Source organism: Planctopirus sp. SH287, assembly GCF_056500625.1.
In genome coordinates this window covers 3,879,933-3,896,142 of record NZ_CM151403.1, presented here as the reverse complement: position 1 = coordinate 3,896,142, position 16,210 = coordinate 3,879,933, and the positions used below count along the sequence as shown (strand labels likewise).

Below are 16,210 nucleotides of genomic sequence, written 5' to 3'. Positions count from 1 at the left end.
GTTTGTTCCAGCGTGTGCCAAAAAAGAGACGATCAGGTATTCCTGACCTGAAAAACAAGCGGCCTGATGCCCCATGAGAACATCAGACCGCTGGAAAACTTGTGCCGGTCAACCGGATTAAACGGACTGTGACGTCAGCCAGGGCAATGGAGTACCGGCTTTGGGTAAGTGGATAATCTGCACACTGGTGACCGCTTCGTTCGCCTGGACAGCAGCGACTGCTTCGGCTGATGGCTCGTTGTCGAGGTTCAGAATCGCGAGAGCTTCCCCACCCGGTTCATTTCGTTCACGTCCCACGGCCATGTGCGCGATGTTGACATTGAACTCCCCGCAGGCGGTGCCGATGGTTCCGATCACGCCGGGACGGTCAATGTGACGGTACAGCAGCAGCGTGCCGTCAAGATACGCATCAAGATGGAACTGGTTGACGCGCACCAGTCGCAGGAACTGGCGGCCAAAAATAGTACCGGCGACGCTGATTTCGCCTTCATCGGTCACCACGGTCGCGCTGACCATGGTGGAGAAGTCGGAGACTTCTGACGAAAGTGATTCCGTGATTTGAATTCCGCGTTCGTGGGCCAGCATTTCGGCGTTCACGATATTCACGTTCTCGGCCAATGCGGAAGAAAGCAGTCCGGCAGCGAACGCACTGGAGATCAGCTTGGTCTTCTTGGTCGCGGCTTCTCCCCGGAAAGTGAGCTTCGCACTGCGAACGCCACCCTTATTCAACTGAGCCAGAACCAGACCCAGACGCAGTCCCAGATCCAGATAAATCCGCATATCAGCCATTTCTGCCGAAGAAATCGGAGCCATGTTGACTGCATGGCGGACTTCGTTGCGAACAAGGAAGCCAGACATGATTTCTGCGGCTTCGACAGCAACCAGTTCCTGGGCTTCATCGGTAGAAGCAGCCAGGTGAGGCGTGCAGAGCACCTGAGGAAGCTTCAGCAGCGGGTTATCGGGCGGAGTTGGCTCTTTGACAAAAACGTCCAGGGCCGCGCCACCGATATGCCCCGATTCAATCGCAGCAGCCAGTTCGGCTTCGTTGATGATCCCGCCACGAGCACAGTTAATGATCCGTACGCCTTTTCGCATTTTTGCGAGACGTTCGGCATTGATCAGGTTGGTGGTTTCAGGTGACAGCGGAGTGTGTACCGTCAGGTAATCGCATTTCACGATCATCTCATCGATATCGCGATAGAGTTCGATCCCCTGCTCTGCCGCTCGTTCAGCCGACATGAAGGGATCGAATCCCAACACTTTCATTTCGAGGCCAATGGCTCGTCGGGCCACGGCCAAACCGATACGGCCAAGACCAACCACGGCAATCGTTTTTCCAGCCAGTTGGGTGCCGGTAAAGCTTTTGCGATCCCAGATACCATCCCGCAATTTGGAAGCAGCCGGAGCAATGTTACGAGAGAGAGCCATCATCATGGCAATGGTGTGTTCTGCGGTACTGGTGGTGTTTCCGGCGGGGGTGTTCATCACCACAATCCCTTCGCGGGTCGCAGCCGGAAGGTTGATATTGTCTGTCCCCACGCCAGCTCTCACAATCGCTTTGAGTCGCGGCTGGTCTTTGAGGAGTTCGGGAGTGAGCTTGGTTTCACTCCGAATAATAATGCCATCAGCCTCATGAAGTGCGAGGCGAACTTCCTCGGGAGTGAGTCCCTTGCGAAGGTCGACTTCGATGCCGGGCGTTTCGCGGAGAATTTTCAAACCAGCAGGTGACAAATTGTCTGTAATTAAAACTCGGTACATGAAATCGCCCGAAAATTGAGGGGTCAACATTTCAGAAACTCAGGCCGTATTCCATCACAAGGACACCCAGGCCAGCGCAAACCATGGCCACAGCATAGCCCTATTGCCGATCACATCAAGGCGATGCACGGAACATTTGTCCCGGTGGTGGTGTTGTGAGGAGTCAGGATGCCATACGGTTTCGCCCGGTTCGCCCAGAATTTCAGGACATCTTCAGGAAACGAAAGGTTCACTGATCTGGTATACTCGGTGACGTCTGAAAGAGTTGCAATGTGAACTGCCTGGAGTGAATGGAACGTGAGTTCAGCCGCAGTTAGTGCTCCCACTGCCGATTCGGGATACCTCCGGGATCCTGATGTTCAGCTGATGCTCCGCGCCAAGCAGGGGGACGATCATGCGTTTTCCCAATTGGTCGCCTCGTATCAGGATCGTCTTGTGGGGATTTTGAACCATCTGGTTCAGGATCAGCAGACGGCCGAAGATCTTGCGCAGGAAGTCTTTCTGCGAATTTATCGGGCGCGTGAAGGTTACGTCGCCACCGCCCGATTTTCGACATGGCTGTTCAAAGTGGCCAACAATCTGGCAAGTAACTCACGGCGGAACAAAGGGCGACGGAAGGAAATTTCGCTGTCTCCCGGTGAGTCCGGGCCGATGGGTGCACGGCCTGAAGAACAATTGGCCGTTGAAAAATCGGCTCTCATGCCTGCCCGCCAACTTGATAAGTCGGAATTGCAAGCCGCCGTGCGTCAGGCCATGGAGCAACTCAACAGTCGCCAACGGATGGCTGTGTTGCTTCATAAATTTGAAGGCATGAGCTACGCGGACATTGCCGAAACCATGGATCTGACACAACCCGCCGTCAAATCACTCCTCGCCCGCGCCCGCGAAAACCTGCGGGAACAACTGGAACGGTATGTGTCGTAAATTCGTTAAAATCTTCGTCGGGTTTTGTCAGATTGTCTGACAGGAATACCTGCCGAGTTCTATATCAAGGTGGTTGCGATGTTGACGTGGGATCATGTTCTTGTGTTTGCTCGCGAGGGGAATCCTCAGCCAACACATCGGGTCGAGAAAAGCGAAGCGGAGTGGTTGGCTCTTTTGACTCCCGAGCAGTTTCATATTGCACGGGAGAAAGGAACAGAGCGGGCACATAGCTCATCGATGTGCAATTTGTTTGAAGCCGGGCGCTATGCCTGCGTGGCTTGCCAGACCGTTCTGTTCGATTCTTCTGAAAAGTTTCAAAGTGGAACAGGTTGGCCCTCGTTTACCCAGCCTCTGGATGAAGCCGCAGTCGCTTATCATGTCGACAATAGCTACGGCCGCGAACGAGTCGAAGTGACCTGTAATATCTGTGATGCCCACCTGGGCCATGTCTTTCCTGATGGGCCGCCTCCTTCGGGGCTTCGCTATTGTATTAACGCGATTTCTCTTCAAAAAGTTGTTGAATAGTTGATTCTGTTTGCCAGGGAGAATATCAGTCCTGCGATATCAAGAAGGGGAGAGATGCTCGATCCTCAGATTTCCCTGAATTTCGTTGAGCGTATCGAACGCGAAATTGAGCCGGGTGAAAAAATCGTCTGGAGTGGAATGCCCACCCCTGCCTTTTTTACCGGGGCCAGTATCGCAGCGTTTTTGATGGGAATCCCGTGGACGGCATTTGCCATTTTCTGGACAGTCGCGGCTGCCTGGGGCACCTGGAATGTCAACAAAGACATTGGCCTTTTCAGTCTCTTCCCTCTCTTCGGAATCCCTTTCGTATTGATCGGCTTATTCATGCTGTCCACACCGATCTGGACATACTACCAATCGTTTTACACGGTTTATGTGATGACCAATCGTCGTGCGATCATCATTGAAGGGAAATTTGTTTCAACGATCCGCAGTTTTTTCCCCGAGAATATGAGTGAATACTTTCGCAGAGAACGCCGGGATGGATCCGGTGATCTGGTGCTGACGAGGCAGTATGTCCCGACGAGGCGTCGCTCTCGAAATGGACTGAGGCTGGAAGAATCCGGCTTCTTTCGTATTGCCGATGTTAAAGATGTCGAGTTGTTGCTTAAGTCTCTTATCGAGTCGTCTCGTAGCAATGCGGTATCGATCACCCGATAAGCCCCTGGCGTCATCGTGTCGTCGCGTTGATAGGTGATGACTGTTAATGTCCGAAAGTTAAAGCACGGGGCCGGGGGTCCACGGGAAGAATTCGTCGTCACCAAAGCCTTGAATTTCGCTTGCGGTACGGGTGCCACTGGCAGTGTCGAGAATTTTTTCGAGCAGTCGTGTTCCCACAGCATCAAGAGACTCACCGGTGATCACAGGGCCGGCATCAAAGTCCATTTCATCGGGCATTCTCTGAAAAAGACCGGTCGTTGACGAAATTTTCAGCGTGGGGGCGGGTTTTGAGCCATAACAACTCCCGCGGCCTGTCGTAAAGCAAACCAGATGGGCACCACTGGAAATCATCCCCGTGACGCTCGCGGGGTCGTAACCGGGGGAATCCATGAAATTTAAGCCGCGGGTGGTGACCCGGGCGCCATAATCAATGACATCAGACAGGGGGGCAGAACCCGCTTTGGTAATTGCTCCCAGCGATTTTTCTGCGATGGTGGTTAATCCCCCCTGCTTGTTCCCAACTGAAGGATTGCCATCGAGCGTGGTGCCAAACTTGGCGACATATTCTCGCCACCAGTTGACCTTGTCGAGAAGCTTTCTTGCCACGTCGCTGGAAGTGGCTCTGGCTGCCAGCAGGTGTTCCCCACCAAAAATTTCAGGGGTTTCTGCAAAGATGGTTGTGCCCCCCTGATCAATCAGCAGGTCACTGGCAATACCCAGCGCGGGGTTGGCTGTGAGACCGCTGTAGCCATCACTGCCGCCGCATTTCAGACCCACAATGAGTTCGCTGGCCGGGAGAGATTCTCTTGAGACGCGATTGGCTTCGGGAAGTAATTCACGCAGTGCGGCTAATGCACGTTCGGTCGTTTTTTTCACGCCTCCCGCTTCCTGAATGTTGATGAGCAACGGGCGTTGAGTCGGGGATTGGGGGCCATGAGAAGACGGCTGGAGTTGCACCAGATTTTCATTATCAATGAGAAAGGAACCTTGTCCAGTCTCACATCCCAGACCCATGAGCAGATAGGCTCCGATATTGGGATGCCGAGCGTATCCCGCGAGAACTCGGGCCAACTGGCGATGGTCGTGACCTCCAAATTCCATGGCACATCCGCCGGTATGAACCAGCGGGATCACCCCATCAATCTGAGGGTATTGAGCCAGTAACTCGGCGGGAATGGATCTGACAATCTGGCGAACCACGGTCGAGGAGCAGTTCACAGTGGCGATGATGGCGACATAGTTTCTGGTCGCGACTCGCCCATCACTCCGGCGGTAACCCTGAAAGGTCAGTGGCTGAGATGGTGCAAAGGTCTTTGACGTGGGCAAGCCCGCGAAATCGCCCTGATTGTTTGTGGGTGATTGAGAGGGATCGCCTGGCAGATCCTGCGATGTGATGGCCCGGACGTTATGGACATGGACATGGCATCCCGGCTGGAGATCTGTTTTCGCAATCGCGAATGGCTGGCCATATTTTTTTAACCAGGTTCCTGCGGGATAGGCCGCAAGAGCCAGTTTGTGGCCAGCAGGAAGCGGTTCGGGCAGGCACAGAGTTCGTCCTGCGATGGTGATTTCACCTGAAGGAAGATCCTGTAGCGCCACCGCCACATGGTCATGTGGCGAGAGACGCAACACCGGAGCACGCTGTGTCATGCTAGTCATCGCCCAATCCCTGAAGGAATCTGCATGTCACGAAAAGCACCTTGCTTCAGTGTGCTGACAAGTTGTCATCCACCCAGCCCAATCAAAGACAACAGCTTCCCGAACACAGCCGTAATTTTATTCCACTCGGCATAGGTCGCCAGAATGGCAATGAAGCTGAAGAAGAAGCCACTGATGCTCAGTCCAATTCGTATGCCCCAACCCGGACGAATGGGTTTAGGCAACAGGACAGAATTAACAAAGAGAGTATGAAAGCTGCTGAAGCCCAGGGCATAGTTGTAAAGCATGCCTGAAAGAACCAGCAGATCTGAGCCGTTGACCGTCATCAGCATGACAATGCCAATGCCGACGTAAGCCCATAACACGGCGAAATAGAGGGTGCCGATATGCTTGGGATCAATCTTGCGCATGTGAGCACTGGCCGTCCAGGTGACATCGACCCAACGGCGCAGGGTTCCCTCCGCCGTTGAAGCACAACTGGTGGCTAGCACCAGAAAGCCGCAAAGCAATGTCATTGTCCAGAAGATTTTTCCCCAGGTTCGTTGGCTGGTGGTGATGGGTGGCAGGTTCTTTTCAGCTTCCGCTTGTTGTTCGGGAGTCAGTTCCGTTCGATCCCCACCTCGGACAATTCGGGCTGAATCAGGGAAAAGCCGCTCGGCAGGCACGCCACTGACGGCTTCTGCCACGCCATTGGCTGTCATGCCGGCCGCTGCCCAGTTGTTTTCCAGCACTGTTCGTCGAGGCAGGAACTGCACGGAAAGCATGCTGGGAAGTGCGAGGCCAATGAAGCAGGCGGGCATCCAGATCATCAGCTGCTCACGCCGCACATGTTTTAACCACCCTGTCCAATGTTCGAGGTTTTGTTTGGTGGCTCGAAAGACCATGCCGACGTGTGACAAGGCAATTTCATGGCCGCCGACAAAACTGGGGATGGCTCCGACATGTCGGCCCATGCCCCAGCCCTGGTCGCGGGTGTAGTTGCTCATGGGGGTGTTCGTGAGGCCGCCATTGCCAGAGATTGCGGCCATCGTGGCCAGAATGCCGATCACGCTCAGGTCGATCAGCGGGAAGTCTCGTCCACCGAAGAATTCGGTGAAAATGTTCTTAACGTTGTCTCCCAACGGCTTTTCATCGGCGTCTTGAACCCCGTTTCCGTTGAGATCATTTTCTGCAACGACGGGAATGTTCCCAAACTGGAAGAAGCCTGTCCCGATCTCTTTCCATGTGTCAAAGGTCGAGAACATAAAAGCCAGAATCAACAAGAAGCCCACGACAAAGCAGAGCTTGAAAACCATGATGGCTTTCAGAGAACTATAGACCTTTCCGCCGATACTCAGGGGGAGCATGACACCCACCAGAATGACGCAGCCAATCAGACGGAGTGTGAGATCGTATTTTTTGGGATCCGGGACATATCCCAGATAAAGCCCGAGCAAGGGGATGGCGGCATTCGACGCCAGGTAAGGGAGAAATGAGCCGAAGTCGAGGATCAGATAAAACGTGAGCCAGAACATGGGGCCGGGAAAGAGTCGGAACTTTCCGGTGAAAATCGGCTCGCCGGAGTAAAGCGTGTACCGGCTGATTTCTATGTTGTAGAGCGTCTGGCAAAGGATGCTGATCGTGGAGAGCCACAAGAGGGCGCCACCAAACCGGGCCGTGTTTAACGGGCCTGTCAGCCATTCACCGCCACCAATTGCCGAAGCTCCCAGGACAATCCCCGGCCCGATGAACCAGGCGATATTTCGGAGCTTGAAAACCGGGGGAGCGGGAAGATCTCCGAGATCCCACCTCGGCATGGAGCTTACGCCGGGATGAGGAGCCAACTCCGCTGAAGAGTCCGTCGCGGAAGTGGAATTGGAAAGGTCTGGTGCCTGTGGTGAAGTCATGCAGAAGAATCTCCGTCTCAGCGTGGCCAGTTTTCAAGAGATTTTCCAGCCAGCGCAAAATACGCAAAACCAGTCAAATCCTCTCCAAAGGTGCTGTTGCTCAAGGGAAGGCTCCGTTCCTCCCTCCGCTCAGACACAAACTTATCAACGCATGAACCTAGACGAATGCGACAAGGGCTGCAATCGCACGCCCCAGGATTTGGCCATCTTGCACAGAAGCCAGGCTGCCAAAGGCCAATCGCCATCGCTCATTCAGGTTGTGACTATTATTCGTATGGCGGCGATTTGTCGGGTTAACACGGCGGCTGAGCGTTGAGAAAATATCAACAATTCTGAGGCAAACACGCTGCAGTCAGGTCGTCGGTTCCTTGATCAGCGGCAACATTTGGCATGGAGAAACCGGCCCTTGGCATAAAACTCGATAATCGATCCTTGGGGCATCTTTGTTTCGCGAGAGATTTTGATTACGCTCGCGGTGCAATTTCGGCCACCAGTGACCATTCACCCATTTCATTGTTGTTGAAAGACGTGAATGATCTCTGCGTCCTGGCCGGCGAGTCGCTGCCTGTTTGTGAATCTGGCCACCAGCTGTTGAGATCCCCGATGCATTGCTTCGCTCCAGTTACTTTTGCACGGTTGATGGCGGTTCTGATCGTTCTGTCGTCGCTGGTCTACTGTGAGCGGGAAACCTTGGCACAGGCTGGTGCTCCTGTGGTGGCGGCCCGTGCGCCGGATTCTTTTCCACCAGTGCCGGGAGGGATGTTCTACCGTGGGAATGATCCCGGGAACCCTCGTGCTGCGGGGTACTATCTCAGCCTTCCTTTGCTCGTCTTTTCGATTGCGCTGGTGACTCTTTTCGTCTGGACATTGGGTTGGATGGCTGAAGATGCCCGCAGCTTGAAAGTTCGCCCGGACTTCTGGAATACCATGGGTCTGCTGGCAAGTACCGTGGCTGTGGTCGGGCTTTATCTTTCTCCAGCGTTTGTTGTTGGCCTGCTGATCTTTGCGCTGATCTATGGGGTTGTGGTTGGCACTTATGCTGCCGAACGCAATCGCAAGGTGCCAGAGAATGCCCGCATTCTGACCAGGCGACATTTGGAAACTCTCGGGGTTCGGACACTGGCCCGACTGGGTATTCAAGTGGGAGGGGAAAAGGCTGTTCATGCTGCGATGGGCCCACCGATTGTCTTTGTGGGAAAGTCGGGGAAAGGGGCGGGAGAAGTCGATCGTTCCCGTCAAGTTGAAAGCAGTAAAGGCTATCTGTCCGCAAAAGAGCTTGTGTATGACGCCATTTTGCGACGGGCCACGGATATTCACCTGGAACCGAAAGAAGACGAATTCGCCATCCGCTTGCGTGTGGATGGTGTGATGTTCCCTGCCGAGCCGTTTGATCGTTCCACGGGCGAAGCGGTTGTGAATATCTTCAAAGTGCTTGGTGCGATGGATATCACCGAACGCCGCAAACCTCAGGACGGAAGTTTTCGTGCTGAAGTGGAGGGCCGGGATATTGACTTCCGCGTGGCGACACAGGGGACGCAATTTGGCGAAAAAATGTCGCTGCGTGTTCTGGACGGTGGCTCAAAGGTTCGCCGTCTGGCAGATCTGGGCATGCGGAAGCAGATGATCGAACAGATTGTCGAAGTGGTGAAACAACCTCACGGCCTCTTTCTTTCTTGCGGCCCCACCGGTGCTGGTAAGTCGACGACTCTGTATGCGTCACTCCAGGAAATTGACCGTTACGAAAACAACATTATCACGGTCGAAGATCCCGTCGAATACAAGATGGAAGGTGTGACTCAAATCGAGATCAACACCAAGGCTGGGCAGACATTTGCCGGTTCGCTGAGAAGTATTCTCCGGCAAGACCCTGATGTGGTGATGCTGGGGGAAATTCGTGATGGCGAGACTGCCAAAATTGCCTGCCAGGCAGCGAATACCGGTCACATGGTCTTCTCCACAGTTCACGCCAACGATACGGTCACTGCCCTTTCCCGGTTAATTGATCTGGGGGTTGAACCGTTCCTTCTTTCCGATTCGCTATCAGCGATTCTGGGGCAGCGTTTGTGCCGCAAGCTGTGTGATGATTGTAAGGAATCGTACAAGCCTTCGGCCGAACAACTGGAAAAGATTGGGCTTCCCGCAGAAAAGGCCGGGGTGTTTTATCGACCTCCCAAGGATGGCACCGATGCGTGCCCGACCTGCAGCGGCATGGGCTATATGGGGCGTATGGGGGTGTTTGAGTTGCTGGTCATCAACGACCGCATCCGGGATCTTCTGAGAGAATCGCCGAATATGACGTCGATTCGTGCTGAAGCCCGTAAACAAGGGATGCTCTATATGCGGGAAGAAGGGTTGCGGCTCGTTCTCAAAGGGGTCACCAGCCTGGAAGAATTACTGCGAGTTGTGAAATAGTTCTGTGTCATGAATGTCGGTCTTTATTTCTGATTTTTGCTTCTTCTGTTTTCGATTCTGACAAGGCTTTCTTTATGATCGATATTCTTCTTCTGGCGATTCTCGGCGTTGTCACCTGGTGCGTGGCCAGCGACGGTGCGTGGTCTGCTGTGGTGACGTTCTGGTGCACTTTGATTGCTGGTCTGGTGGCCATGAATTTCTTTGAGCCGCTGGCCATGCTGCTCGACGGTCTGCATCCGTTCTTTTCCAATCGCTCGGACACGATCGCGATGGTGGGGATTTTCATTGCTGCCGTCTTTGCGCTGCGTGTGGGTTTTGAGCAGATTGTCAAGCTGGATGTTGAAGTCATCCCCATGGCATATGACCCTCTTCGCTGGGCCTTTGGATTTCTGACCGGATATCTGACGATGGCCTTTTTGTTGACGGCATTGCATACCACCGCGTTGCCACGAGAGTTTCTGGGTTTTCGGGCTGAACGTCCCAACCTCTTCGGGATTGCCGCCCCTGATCGTCAGTGGCTGGGATTGACGCAATATGTTTCCGAACATGCGCTGTCACGTGGTGGAAATCATGCCTTTGATTCCATCAGCATGAAGCTGGGGGATCACCCGAATACCGAATGGGCTTCGTTCCCGATTCGTTATGCGACGCGTCGTCAGCGGATTGGTTCTGGAGGAATGGCCGGTGCTCCGGCGGCTGCACCCGTCCAACAGGGAAGTGGACAACCCGTTTCCACCAATCCCGGCTTCTAATCTTCCGGAATGCGCTCGGGGTTGTTGATCCGCTTTTTAGAGATCAACTGCGTGTTGAAGGAAACGTCATTTGATGCTTGCGACAAAGCTGCGGCTTTGTGTGAGCATGCCGAATGTCGATCCTCCCTCGTTTCGCAGAGCATGCTTGCTCAGTGCCGCAAGCAAGGCACGAATGCCATGGTGAGGCCAATTGCCATCTGGCCTGAGAAATAACGACCTGAGAGACGACTCAGCAACGCATTCACATAGGCTGCTGTATTTCGTCAGTCATGCTGATGATTTGTTGTGCAGAGATCGCACACCAATCGGGCATGTCATCTTGCCTTGTTAAAGATGTGCAGGGTATTTCAGTACAGATTGTGGATTGCGCATTTCTCTGATGAACCCGTCTGTGTGATCACGTTAGGGTCAGCGCTTTCTCAAATCTCTCCAGAAACGCGTGCGTATAATCAATTGTTAGATTTTATCGCCCCAGCGGTTTCATATTTGCTGAGTAGAGATACGGGGCCGAAGAATGAGTTCGCCCGCGCAGAGATTCTCTCTTTTTATTTTTCTTGGCAGGAAGTGGCATGGTCATGAACAGACGACAAGGCTTCACACTGATTGAATTGCTGGTGGTGATTGCGATCATCGCGATTCTGATTGCCCTGCTTCTTCCGGCTGTGCAGCAGGCTCGGGAAGCGGCCAGGCGTACGCAGTGCCGCAATAATCTGAAGCAGATTGGCTTGGCACTACATAACTACCACGATGTGAATCGCCAGTTTCCCATTGCCTCATTTCCACAAAGTGCGGTGGTGGCCACACGCAATCGATCCGCATCGTGGATCGTGCGAATTATGCCCATGATGGATCAGGCGCCCGCTTACAACACACTGACATTCAACGGCAATGACTTCAGTGCCCAGGATGGAGTGGCAAGGAACTGGGTCACGATGACCACAGCCCGAATTGCCGGTTTGAATTGTCCCTCCAACCCGTTGCCATCCACCCGCCCCCACACCATTAACGCCCCGACAGCCACGGCTCTTGGCATCGCGACAGGAACTTCGGCGAACATTCAGATCTCCGACTATGTCGGCATTTCAGGCTCGAACAACGACCCTGCCAACAGCAATAGTTGCTGCCCCGTTCCCTCGCATTGGAGTGGTTCTATGGGCCGGGCGAATTGGAATGGCGTGATCATTACCGCCACGGCCTACGATTCCGCAGGGAATCAAACCAGCGTACCACCCGTTGACATCGCAAAAATCACCGATGGTACCTCGAATACGGTCATGGTGGCTGAGCAGTCAAACAGCGATCCGACGTGTACTCCCACCACAAAAGATTGCCGTGCGTTTGGATACATGGGTGGACTGTGGAACGGCGGGTCAGCAGGAACAGCCGATTGGTGGCATGGAATCACAGTCACTCACGGCCTGATTAACGACAAATCAGCCGTTTCCCGCAGCACTTACCCTTATTATCGGAATACAAAAGTGCTGTCTGCTCATACCGGCGGCGCCCACGTTCTGCTGGCCGATGGCTCGGTGCGATTCGTGTCAGAAAACATGAATGAACCAACCTGGGCCAATATCTGCTCAAAGGCAGATGGCGTGACTGTTGGCGAGTTCTAAGCACCCATTACAGGGCTTACAGAAAAGCCGTCCCGCCTTTGGCTCGCTGAAAGCATAATTGCCTCAAGCCAGTCATCACACAAAATAGAACGGGGTAGCCGAGTTGAAACGTCTCTCGGGCCGACTTCTCACCCCGGTGTTTGCGGGCAAAGGCGATTGTTTGACTCTCTCAGGAAACTTGAACGATATGAAGTTTACTGTCCGTTCGATGTGCGTGTCTCCGCTGATCATTGCTTTGTGCATGATGGGATGCGGCAGTTCTGAGTCCCTTCCTCCGATGTCCTCCGTCAATGGTAAAGTTACTCTGAAGGGTGAGCCTGTTGCCGATGCGAAGGTTATTTTTAATCCCGGTAGCGGGCCAAGTTCCACAGGCATCACCGCGACTGATGGCACTTATTCACTGAAAATCACCAGCGGGCACTTGGGGGCCGTGATTGGAACCCACACGGTTAAAGTTGAGATGCCCTTGCGTCCCGATCCGAAGGCGAAGCCGGGAAACACTCCTGAAACTCAAGATGCAGGATTCTTACCCCCTGAAAACTATCTGTTTCAGGAGGGAGTCCCTGTGAATGAAGGACAGAATTCCATCGATCTTCTTCTGGAGAAGGCCCGACGAATCGTCGGCTGATCTCATGAAAAACAGGATGGCTTTCCCTCTCTGCGCGATGAATAAAGCCCGATCAACAACGACACGACTCTCGGAGCGATGAGGCGTGTCGTTGTTGATTTCTTGAGCATCAGCGAAATGCACCAGTGTGAATCAGTTTACTCCAGGCAATAGAGCCATTCCTGACGGTTGCCGCCCGCCTCTTCACCGACCCGCAGGAAGATCTCTTTCCCGACGATGGCGGGGCTGGCAAATGTGCTGTTGCCCAGTGTGTTTCTCGCCACTTCCTCATACTTTCTGGTGTTGGGCTTAAAGACATACATGGTGCCTGATTCATTGGCCCAATAGATCACGCCTCCGGCATAAACGGGAGAGGCACTGACGGGGCCGGTTAATCGCTGCTTCCACATTTCTTTGCCCGTTCTGGCATTCCAGCAGAACATGATGCCGTTATCGGTGAAGGCATAGACAAAGCCATCAATGAGAATCATCGATTGCTCATAGCACTTCTGGTTGTTTTTCCAGAGAACTTTGCCGCTGCCATCGGCTTTGATCGCGATGGTTTCCGCTTTGGGATAGCCGCCGCTGCCCACGACCAGATCATTGTCCCAGATGATTGTGCCGCAGGTGGCTGTGGTGGTTCCCGGCGTACTCCAGAGAGGCTTCCCGCTGGCGGGATCATAGGACGAGATTTTGTCTTGCCCGCTGATCAGTAACTGATCTTTTCTGGCCACATGAGCAATGACCGGCGATGAGAATGTGAGCAGCCCTTCTCGAGGTGTTTTCCAGAGCAAGCGACCTGTGGCACGATCAAACGCGGTGATGAAGCTGTCGCCTTCCCACTCCGCTGAGAGGATCACCGAGTTCTGATAGAGCAGTGGCGAGGGAGCGTAACCATACTCAAACCGCTGCGGTTTAAAGCGACCGGCGAATTTCCTCCACACGACTTTTCCCTCAAGATCCAGGGCAATGATTTCAACCTGATCGTGATGATAGAAAGCGGCAAAAAGTCGTTCGCCATCACAGGCAATCGTGGGCGACGCTTCTGTGTTTTTCGGGTGATTATTTTCAGGAAAACCACCGCGATTGATCTCGGTTTCCCAGAGCTTTTTGCCTGTCTTGCGGTCGAAAGCCAGAACGTAATGCCCTTGCTCCGACTCGTTCGCCGTCGGCAGATAGACGCGTTCTCCGACGATGATGGGTGAGCCGTGGCCGCGACCGGGAACGGCGGTTCGCCACTTGACAGCCACTTCGCTCCCGAACTCCACCGGTGGCTTGGCAGTCTTCACGGCGTGGCCATTGCGCTGTGGCCCGCGCCACCAGGGCCAGTCAGTCGCACTATTTAGTCCGGGAAAGTCATCAATGGCTTTGTCGGCAGCTTTTGCTACAGCAAAAAAAGAGGCTGCCGAGCCAATGAAAACCGTGAGAAATGCGGCAAGAACCTGAATAGTGAATCGGCGAGAACCTGTCATGAAAATGGTCACCCGTAATGTTCGCAAAAAAATCAGGCCAATGGTGTGAACGCAGAAAACAACAACCGCATGAGTTCATGCGATGAAGCTTACCTGATCAAACCGGCGCTGTTTGCTCAGAGTGCATCACGTTCCTGAGAAGATCATATGGCTTCTCTCCAGGAAAACGACATTGATTTTTTTCGTTTCATTGTGGCCTGTATTGTTCACCATCGATCATCAGTTCTGACTTGTCGAACACATCAGGATCTGGGCACTTACGTTTTATTCAGGCATCTCGACAGGGCGTTTTTGATTGGCTTGAAAGATTGCTCAAGCTGTCCGGTATTCACCCTCAAGCCGGCGCGGTGTGGTAAAGACCGAGATTGGCGAGGGGCGGCCTGTGCGTCTGACTTTGGGACGTTTCCTGTGCTCGGAACATCTGCGAAGAAGCGGTCTCCAGCCGTATCTCCTGATTTACTTGAGAGATGCACCCGTCTCTCGAGAAGGAAACAACGGGTTGCCAAGCGGCGAAGTTTCCTGCTACGTGAACTTTTCCTGAAGCCGCGAGTCCATTGAGTGAGTTGGTGGGTTGGATCAGCAGTTCGCGAATGGAGATGAGGGGTTGGGAGGGGGCCAGTGGTTCTCAACGCAGAAATCTGGAGTTGAGTGCCCGTGTGAAAAACGGTGAGGCTGACGGTTCGGCGATGCCGAAGAAGGTGCTCATCGGTTGACTTTGTACTCGGATGGAAAATGGAAACGAATACCACATTGCTATTGAGCGACACCAAGTCGCGGCTGCCAAACTGGGTGGCGACTCGGACAGATACCTGGCAAGCGGCACAAAGCCTTGAGCTTGCGGCACGGCGTGAAGTGATTGGCCAGATCCAGGAAGTGAATACGCGTCGCCTGCAGCGGGTCGCAATTTTTGCATTGGCTGCATTGGTCATGCTGGCTGCCGGCGTGTGGCTGTCGGTTCCCCATGCTTCTGTGGCATCAACAACGGGAACTGTGGCCATTCAAACAGAGCCGATTACTAACATCTTGCCATAAAAAGACTTGCGCATAAAGAGTGGCGGTGGCCCCACGTTTCGTGGCGTTGAGCAGCTTTCGCAGCCGAAAATTTTGTTAAGTGTCTCATTGGGAATGACTTAATGAATTTTTCGGCTGTGTTCTTTTTTGAAAAGAGCCTCTCTTTTTGATGGGCTTCGGCGTAACAATTCTTTGAGACAATCACCGAATCTTTGGGTCAGTCATCGATTGTTGATGGCATTGACCATAGAATCGGTCGCTCTGGTGGCGTCGATCTGTCTCGGATCGAGCCAGCCAACATCTTTGAGGGATGTGCCGGGTGCTCCAGAATTCTCCATTAACACGCGTCAGCCTGTTGATTCGTTTACGTGATACCGCCGATCGGACAGCCTGGCAGCAGTTTGCCGAGTTGTATGGCCCCGTCATTTATCGTTTTGCTCGCGGGCGCGGGCTTCAGGATGCGGATGCGGCTGATGTGATGCAGGACACGCTCCGGTCGGTTTCTTCGGCAATTGGTCGATTGGACTACGATAGCGCGAAAGGAAGTTTTCGCGGATGGCTATTCACTATTGCCCGCAACAAAGTGTTTAACTTGTTGGCCTCACGGAAGAATAAACCGAAAGCGGCAGGTGATACAGCAGCTCACGAGATGCTTCAGGCGACGCCTTCGGACGACAACACGCTCGAAGAATCCTGGGAAGACGAGTATCGACGGCGGCTGGCGGGCATTGCGATTGAGAAGATCAAAGGCGAGTTTCAGCCCAATACCTGGGAAGCATTCTGGGGAACGGCTGTGCTGGGGGAATCCGCAGCAGATGTCGGCGATCGGCTCGGAATGTCGAGTGGCGCGGTCTATGTGGCAAAAAGCCGGGTGCTCGCTCGCCTCAAAGAGCAGGTTCAGCGACTGATTGACGAAGAGGAAGCGTAA

13 protein-coding genes are annotated in these 16,210 nt (G+C 53.6%); 9 read left to right on the top strand and 4 right to left on the bottom strand.

The window, feature by feature from the left end:
- Window positions 1-117: 117 nt before the first annotated feature.
- Window positions 118-1,758 (bottom strand): phosphoglycerate dehydrogenase, encoded by a 1,641-nt coding sequence (serA, locus tag SH287x_RS14410; protein WP_479515024.1) that lies wholly within the window; start codon window positions 1,756-1,758, stop codon window positions 118-120.
- 297 nt (window positions 1,759-2,055) lie between these two features.
- Here serA and SH287x_RS14405 point away from each other — a divergent pair, with 297 nt between their 5' ends.
- The 3 genes from SH287x_RS14405 (at window position 2,056) to SH287x_RS14395 (ending at window position 3,867) form a co-directional block, all read left to right on the top strand.
- Window positions 2,056-2,682, top strand: a complete 627-nt coding sequence (locus tag SH287x_RS14405) for an RNA polymerase sigma factor (protein ID WP_479515023.1) — start codon at window positions 2,056-2,058, stop codon at window positions 2,680-2,682.
- 78 nt (window positions 2,683-2,760) lie between these two features.
- Window positions 2,761-3,207: a peptide-methionine (R)-S-oxide reductase MsrB gene (gene msrB, locus SH287x_RS14400; protein ID WP_479515022.1), complete on the top strand. Its 447-nt coding sequence runs from the start codon at window positions 2,761-2,763 to the stop codon at window positions 3,205-3,207.
- Between the two features lie 54 nt (window positions 3,208-3,261).
- Window positions 3,262-3,867, top strand: coding sequence for a hypothetical protein (locus SH287x_RS14395; RefSeq protein ID WP_479515021.1), 606 nt, complete (start codon window positions 3,262-3,264; stop codon window positions 3,865-3,867).
- 57 nt (window positions 3,868-3,924) lie between these two features.
- Here SH287x_RS14395 and SH287x_RS14390 read toward each other — a convergent pair whose 3' ends face one another.
- Window positions 3,925-5,526: a UxaA family hydrolase gene (locus SH287x_RS14390; RefSeq protein WP_479515020.1), complete on the bottom strand. Its 1,602-nt coding sequence runs from the start codon at window positions 5,524-5,526 to the stop codon at window positions 3,925-3,927.
- A gap of 65 nt (window positions 5,527-5,591) precedes the next feature.
- The gene (locus SH287x_RS14385; protein ID WP_479515019.1) at window positions 5,592-7,412 is read right to left on the bottom strand and encodes an Nramp family divalent metal transporter; all 1,821 of its coding nucleotides are present in this window, start codon (window positions 7,410-7,412) and stop codon (window positions 5,592-5,594) included.
- A 639-nt stretch (window positions 7,413-8,051) separates the two neighbouring features.
- On the opposite strand from SH287x_RS14385, the gene SH287x_RS14380 reads away from it, so the two are divergent.
- From SH287x_RS14380 to SH287x_RS14365, 4 genes are all read left to right on the top strand, one after another.
- A complete protein-coding gene (locus SH287x_RS14380; RefSeq protein ID WP_479515018.1) occupies window positions 8,052-9,824 on the top strand; it encodes a GspE/PulE family protein in 1,773 nt (590 codons plus the stop codon).
- A 74-nt stretch (window positions 9,825-9,898) separates the two neighbouring features.
- Complete coding sequence (locus tag SH287x_RS14375; protein ID WP_479515017.1) at window positions 9,899-10,576, top strand: CvpA family protein; 678 nt, start codon at window positions 9,899-9,901, stop codon at window positions 10,574-10,576.
- 575 nt (window positions 10,577-11,151) lie between these two features.
- On the top strand, window positions 11,152-12,192 hold the full coding sequence (locus SH287x_RS14370; RefSeq protein ID WP_479515016.1) for a DUF1559 domain-containing protein: 1,041 nt from the start codon (window positions 11,152-11,154) through the stop codon (window positions 12,190-12,192).
- A gap of 187 nt (window positions 12,193-12,379) precedes the next feature.
- On the top strand, window positions 12,380-12,820 hold the full coding sequence (locus tag SH287x_RS14365) for a carboxypeptidase-like regulatory domain-containing protein (protein ID WP_479515015.1): 441 nt from the start codon (window positions 12,380-12,382) through the stop codon (window positions 12,818-12,820).
- Window positions 12,821-12,957: 137 nt separating this feature from the next.
- Here the strand turns inward: SH287x_RS14365 and SH287x_RS14360 are convergent, their stop codons facing one another.
- On the bottom strand, window positions 12,958-14,271 hold the full coding sequence (locus SH287x_RS14360) for an outer membrane protein assembly factor BamB family protein (RefSeq protein ID WP_479515014.1): 1,314 nt from the start codon (window positions 14,269-14,271) through the stop codon (window positions 12,958-12,960).
- Window positions 14,272-15,003: 732 nt separating this feature from the next.
- Between SH287x_RS14360 and SH287x_RS14355 the strand changes: the two genes are divergently transcribed.
- Complete coding sequence (locus SH287x_RS14355) at window positions 15,004-15,303, top strand: hypothetical protein (RefSeq protein WP_479515013.1); 300 nt, start codon at window positions 15,004-15,006, stop codon at window positions 15,301-15,303.
- Window positions 15,304-15,601: 298 nt separating this feature from the next.
- A complete protein-coding gene (locus tag SH287x_RS14350; RefSeq protein ID WP_479515012.1) occupies window positions 15,602-16,210 on the top strand; it encodes an RNA polymerase sigma factor in 609 nt (202 codons plus the stop codon).

Bases quoted from the DNA above. Each gene is read 5' to 3' on its own strand.
- serA (WP_479515024.1), bottom strand. From the start codon at position 1,758: ATGTACCGAGTTTTAATTACAGACAATTTGTCACCTGCTGGTTTGAAA.
- msrB (WP_479515022.1), top strand. From the start codon at position 2,761: ATGTTGACGTGGGATCATGTTCTTGTGTTTGCTCGCGAGGGGAATCCT.
- SH287x_RS14395 (WP_479515021.1), top strand. From the start codon at position 3,262: ATGCTCGATCCTCAGATTTCCCTGAATTTCGTTGAGCGTATCGAACGC.
- SH287x_RS14390 (WP_479515020.1), bottom strand. From the start codon at position 5,526: ATGACTAGCATGACACAGCGTGCTCCGGTGTTGCGTCTCTCGCCACAT.
- SH287x_RS14385 (WP_479515019.1), bottom strand. From the start codon at position 7,412: ATGACTTCACCACAGGCACCAGACCTTTCCAATTCCACTTCCGCGACG.
- SH287x_RS14380 (WP_479515018.1), top strand. From the start codon at position 8,052: ATGGCGGTTCTGATCGTTCTGTCGTCGCTGGTCTACTGTGAGCGGGAA.
- SH287x_RS14375 (WP_479515017.1), top strand. From the start codon at position 9,899: ATGATCGATATTCTTCTTCTGGCGATTCTCGGCGTTGTCACCTGGTGC.
- SH287x_RS14370 (WP_479515016.1), top strand. From the start codon at position 11,152: ATGAACAGACGACAAGGCTTCACACTGATTGAATTGCTGGTGGTGATT.
- SH287x_RS14365 (WP_479515015.1), top strand. From the start codon at position 12,380: ATGAAGTTTACTGTCCGTTCGATGTGCGTGTCTCCGCTGATCATTGCT.
- SH287x_RS14360 (WP_479515014.1), bottom strand. From the start codon at position 14,271: ATGACAGGTTCTCGCCGATTCACTATTCAGGTTCTTGCCGCATTTCTC.
- SH287x_RS14355 (WP_479515013.1), top strand. From the start codon at position 15,004: ATGGAAACGAATACCACATTGCTATTGAGCGACACCAAGTCGCGGCTG.